The sequence below is a fragment of the Steroidobacter sp. genome, from assembly GCF_016790065.1.
Classification (GTDB): Bacteria; Pseudomonadota; Gammaproteobacteria; order Steroidobacterales; family Steroidobacteraceae; genus Steroidobacter.
Genome location: NZ_JAEUPY010000755.1, coordinates 1 through 4,946, shown reverse-complemented (window position 1 = coordinate 4,946; position 4,946 = coordinate 1). Strand labels below are relative to the sequence as shown.

The window sequence follows — 4,946 nt, the reverse complement described above, 5'->3', positions numbered from 1 at the left end:
CAGCGGCGACATCGTCGATGTGTCGGCGGATGACACCGTCACCACCGCGAGAACCATCAACGGCGCGGCCATTCCGGGCATGCCCAACGTCCACAGCCACGCTTTTCAGCGCGCCATGGCGGGGTTGGTCGAGCAACGCGGCGGTAAAGACGATAGCTTCTGGACCTGGCGCGAAGCCATGTACGACGTCGCCAGCCGCATCTCCCCGGAATGTCTGAACGCGGTCGCGGCCCAGTTGTATGCGGACATGGTCAAGGCCGGCTACACCTCGGTGTGCGAGTTTCATTATTTGCACAGTCCCGGGGATCACGGTGGCAGCGCTGCGACTGAGTCGAGTTCTCAGGAGCAGCGTTTGGCGATGAGCCAGGCCTTGATGGATGCGGCCACCACGGCCGGCATCGGTCTCACGCTGTTGCCAACGTTGTATCAAACATCCGACTTTGGTGGCGCGCCGCCGACCGAAAGGCAGCGTCAGTTTTCCATGCAGACCCAGGAATATCTGGAGCTGTTCGCGGCGCTTCGTCAGTCGTCGCAGCGTTCGGCGCAACTTGAAGTCGGCGTGGCTTTGCACAGCTTGCGCGCGGTACCGCCCGAATCTTTGCGAGCAGTGCTCGATGCGCAAAGCGACCGGCATCCCATCCACATTCATATCGCTGAGCAAGAGCGCGAAGTGCGTGCTTGCCAGGAGCATTTGGGCAAGCGGCCCATCGAATGGTTGCTGGAGAATGCGCCGGTCGATGAGCGCTGGTGCTTGGTGCATGCGACACATGCCACGGCTGCAGAGTTACAAGGCGTCGCGGCGAGCGGTGCAGTGGTCGGACTTTGTCCCACCACCGAAGCCAATTTGGGCGATGGGATTTTTCCGATGGAGCAGTTGCTGGCGGCCGGCGGCGCGTTTGGCGTCGGCTCCGATAGTCACGTGTCGTTGTCTCCTATCGAGGAGCTGCGCTGGCTGGAATATCAAGCCCGCTTGTTACGACGACAGCGCGGTGTGCTCAATCAAGACGGGGCTTCAGGCGGCGCGTTGCTTTGGCAGCGAGCATGTACCGCGGGTGCGCGGGTCACGGGTCGGCCGGTCGGGGAACTGGCAGCGGGCAAACGCGCCGATGTGTTGGTGTTGGATTTGAACTCGCCGTTGTTCGCGGCGCGCCACGACACGTCCATCATCGATACGTTTGTTTTCTCCGGCACCAACGAGTCGATCCGCGATGTGATGGTGGGCGGTCGCTGGCTGGTGCAGGATCGCCGTCACTTCGCCGAGACCGCAGTTTCAGCCGGCTATAAACGCGCTTTGCAAAAGATGTTGAAGTCGCGCTAACGCGGGTCGATGACGGTTCGCGCGGCAGTTTGCACAGCTGCGATCACTTCGGCGGCCAGGAACGGTTTGCCGATAAAGCCCAGCGGCTGCAGCTCGGCAACTTTGCGTCGCACTTCGTCGTCGATATTGGCGCTGACGAACAAACAGCGGATCCCGTGCTTTGCAAACAAGTCGCGAGCTGCGTCGATGCCGCTCGAGCCGCGCGCTAGTCTGAGATCCATGATCGCAAACGCAGGTCGCTGCCGCGCCGTGACCGCCAAAGCTTCGGCGGCATCGTGCGCCATCGCGCCGACCCGATGCCCAGCTTCTTCCACCAGGTCCTGCAGGTGAAGAGCGATGAGCACCTGGTCCTCGACGATTAGGACTTCTGATCCCATGTCGGGAGCGTTTGCAGCGGGAAGGTGATGTGAGCGGCGTAACCGTCGGCGTCCTCGATGCGCAGCTCGCCGTGTAGTTGGCGCACCAGCATGCTGATGAGGCGTGTTCCCAAGCCGCTGGCTGGTTTCCCGGCAGTTTTGGCGGCGCCGGCTACCGTGCTGCCCGGCCCGTTGTCGGCGATGGTCAAGCGGGCCTGGTCACCCTCGACCTGACGCAGGCTGACTCTGATGATGGCGGAGTGGTCGGTGGCTCGGCCATGTTTCAGAGCATTCATCACCAGCTCGTTGACGATCAACGCCAGCGACACGCCGTGTTCGGTCGGTAGTCGCAGCGGTTCGATGTCGGTGCGCAGGTCGGCCGGGCGTTCGTCGCCAATGCTGGCGCGGGCCAACTCGGCGCACAGGCCGGTGAGATAGGTTTGCATCTCGATGCTGAGCGGATCCTGGTCTTGGTACAAACGCTCGTGAATCGAGGCGATGGCGGTGACGCGCGCGATGGCCTTCGCGAACAACTCCTTGGCGCCAGCTTCGCGAAACTCGTTGCCTTGCAAGCTCAGCATGCTGAGCACCAGTTGCAAGCTGTTCTTGACGCGATGATTCACTTCACGCAGCAGCAACTCACGTTCCGCGAGCGAGCGCCGCAGTTCGGCCTCGACCCGGTGCAAGCGCAGGAGCGCGCGTGCCACGGCTTCCAGTTCTTCGGGCTCCATCGGCTCGACCAGAAAGCTGTCGGCACCGGCTTGCAGCGAACTCACCCGATCCAGTACCGCGATGTTGGTGGCCGAGACTTGCAACACCATGATGCTGGCGGTTTGCGGATCGGTCTTCAGCTGGCGGCACACTTCAATGCCGTTCATGTCCGGCAGATTCACATCCAAAATGACCAGCTGCGGCGCAGCGCTGCGCGCTATGCGCAACGCGTCTTTACCGGTGCCTGCTTCGATTACTTTGAAGCCGGCGCGGTTCAGAATGCGCGTGGTCGCGTAACGACCGGGTTCGTTATCGTCGACGTTGAGAATGATTTCAGGCGTGCTGGGCATGATGGGTCTCTCCCGGGCTGCTGACGCGCCGGATCACGGCCGCGACGGACTCTCGCGATAGTTCGCTCTTCAATAACAACGCGCTGGCCGCGGCGGCTTGCTCTTCGCCGATTTCGTCGGGACGTTGCGAAGTGAACAGCACCACCGGAATGTGGCGCGTCTCATCGATGGCCTTGAGCATTTTCAACACTTCCAGGCCGTGCACGTCGGGCATGGCCAGGTCGAGAAAGATCAGGTCCGGATGCGATTGCCGCGCCACGCGCAGCCCGTCGTAGCCGCCGGTGGCTTCGATCACTTCGAAGGTGCTGCTCGATAGGAACTGGCGCAACGCGTAACGCTCGATCTCGCTGTCGTCGATGATCAGCACGCGCTGCGTGTTACGAGTTTCCGGAATCACCGGAGCCCCGGCCGGCACCGCACTGGCGAGGTGCACAGGAATCGCGAACGAGAACACCGAGCCTTGGCCCAGTTCGCTGGCGATATCGATGCTGCCGCCGAGCAAGCCGGCGAGCCGTTGCGACAAAGGCAGACCCAGGCCGGTGCCTTTCACGGTCTGTTGCAGCGGATTTTCGACCTGCGTGAATTCTTCGAAGATGCGCCGATGATTGGCGGCGGCGATGCCCACCCCGGTATCGGCCACCGAGAACACGATCAGGTCGGTGTCGGCGACCAGTCTGGCGGTGACCCGCACCGAGCCGGCTTCGGTGAACTTGAGGGCGTTGGAAATCAGGTTGCGCAGGATCTGCGCCACCTTGCCTTGGTCGGTGTGCAACTCGGGCAGCGCGCCGATTTCTTCGAACGTCAGCGACACCGAGTCCTTGATGCTCAAGGGTTTGAACATGCCGCGCAACGCGCCGAACAAGTCGGTGACATTGAACGCTTCGACGCGCAGTTGCAGCTTGCCCGACTCGACTTTGCGCAGATCCAGCAGGTCGTCGACCATGGTCGAGAGCTGCTCGGCGGCCTGGCGAATGTAAGTCACCTGTTTGTCCTGCTCGGCGGTGAGTTCGCCGTCGAGCCGATGCAGCAGGATCTTGGACAGTGCCAAGATGGAATTCACCGGCGTGCGAAATTCGTGGCTGACGGCGGATAGAAAGCGCGTCTTGGTCTCGTCGGCGAGGCGCAGGTGCGAGGCGCGTTCTTCGAGCTCGGCGTACAACGCCATTACACCGCGATTGGTGTCTTCCAACTCGGCATTGAGTCGAGCCAACTCTTCCTTGCGCAAACGTAGCTCGTCCAGGCTGCGCAACAACTCACGATTCTGCTGTTGCATTTCGGCGTTGGGATCGGCCGCGCCATACGCCGACAACTGATCGGCGATAGCAGCGGTGCGAGCTTGCGTGACGCTTTCAGTTCGGCGCGGCAGGAATTTGCCCAGCGTGATGGTCGTGCCACGGCCTTTGCCGGAATAAACATCGAAGGTGTCCATCAAGCGCCGCGCGGCCACCAGGCCGAGTTTGACTTCGCCGTTGGCGGATTCGTTGATGGCGTCGTCCAGATTGGCGATGCCCGGGCCGTTGTCGCTGATGATGATTTGCAACAACGAGTTGACGGGCTGTGCGACACCGCGGCTCGGTGCCTGCACGACGGTGAACTCGATGCTGCCGCCGCCGGCGTGACGCATGGCATTGCGTGCCAGCTCGGACACAGCGGTGGCGATGCGAACTTGATCCTGTGAATCGAAGCCGAGCAGTGCGCTGACCTGTCGGGCACGCTGGCGAGCCGCGACGATGTCACGGTCTTGCGTAAGGTCCAGGCGTAACAAAGAACGGTTCATGGTGGCGTACGTCGAATGACGACGATCATGGAATCGTCGCGACCGCGGGTGCAGTCTCGATATAACACGCCGGCGACCAGCGCCGGATGATGTTGGCTGAGTCCGGGGTAGCGCTCCGGCTGCCAGTTGGCGGTGAGTCCGTCCGAATGCATCACCAACACCGTGTCAGGCTGACAGGGATGTTGCAACTCGCGGGGCCGAGACATCACATGGCCGACGATGCCATTGTCGGCAGCGATCCGTTTGATTTCGCCGCCATTCAACAAAGCGGCGGCGACGTTGCCGACCGCTACGCTGGTGGCGCGGCCGCCGTCAAAATCGACTTCCAGCAACGTGACAGCGGCGCCACGAGTGGGGCGCAATCCTTCATGAAGAATTTGCATGAGACGTTGCGGCGGGCGATGTTTCTCGGCGTCGAAAATGCGACAGGCCTC

At 62.0% G+C, this 4,946-nt stretch carries 5 protein-coding genes; 1 reads left to right on the top strand and 4 read right to left on the bottom strand.

Annotation, left to right across the window (positions count from 1 at the left end; genetic code table 11):
• A partial coding sequence (locus JNL55_RS30865; protein WP_293863602.1) for a formimidoylglutamate deiminase occupies positions 1-1,318 on the top strand: 1,318 nt, incomplete at its 5' end.
• Here the strand turns inward: JNL55_RS30865 and JNL55_RS30860 are convergent.
• The 4 genes from JNL55_RS30860 to JNL55_RS30845 are packed head-to-tail and all read right to left on the bottom strand — an operon-like array spanning position 1,315 to position 4,895.
• Positions 1,315-1,695 carry a response regulator gene (locus tag JNL55_RS30860; RefSeq protein WP_293863600.1) on the bottom strand — a complete coding sequence of 127 codons (381 nt, stop codon included), beginning with the start codon at positions 1,693-1,695 and terminating at the stop codon, positions 1,315-1,317. The two genes, JNL55_RS30865 and JNL55_RS30860, sit on opposite strands and share 4 nt — an antisense overlap.
• Positions 1,677-2,735 (bottom strand): histidine kinase dimerization/phosphoacceptor domain -containing protein, encoded by a 1,059-nt coding sequence (locus JNL55_RS30855; protein WP_293863598.1) that lies wholly within the window; start codon positions 2,733-2,735, stop codon positions 1,677-1,679. Before JNL55_RS30855 ends, JNL55_RS30860 begins: the two co-directional genes overlap by 19 nt.
• Positions 2,719-4,512: an ATP-binding protein gene (locus tag JNL55_RS30850; RefSeq protein ID WP_293863596.1), complete on the bottom strand. Its 1,794-nt coding sequence runs from the start codon at positions 4,510-4,512 to the stop codon at positions 2,719-2,721. The genes JNL55_RS30855 and JNL55_RS30850 overlap by 17 nt, the downstream gene beginning before the upstream one ends.
• Positions 4,509-4,895 carry a SpoIIE family protein phosphatase gene (locus JNL55_RS30845; protein ID WP_293863604.1) on the bottom strand — a complete coding sequence of 129 codons (387 nt, stop codon included), beginning with the start codon at positions 4,893-4,895 and terminating at the stop codon, positions 4,509-4,511. The genes JNL55_RS30850 and JNL55_RS30845 overlap by 4 nt, the downstream gene beginning before the upstream one ends.
• Positions 4,896-4,946: the final 51 nt, after the last annotated feature.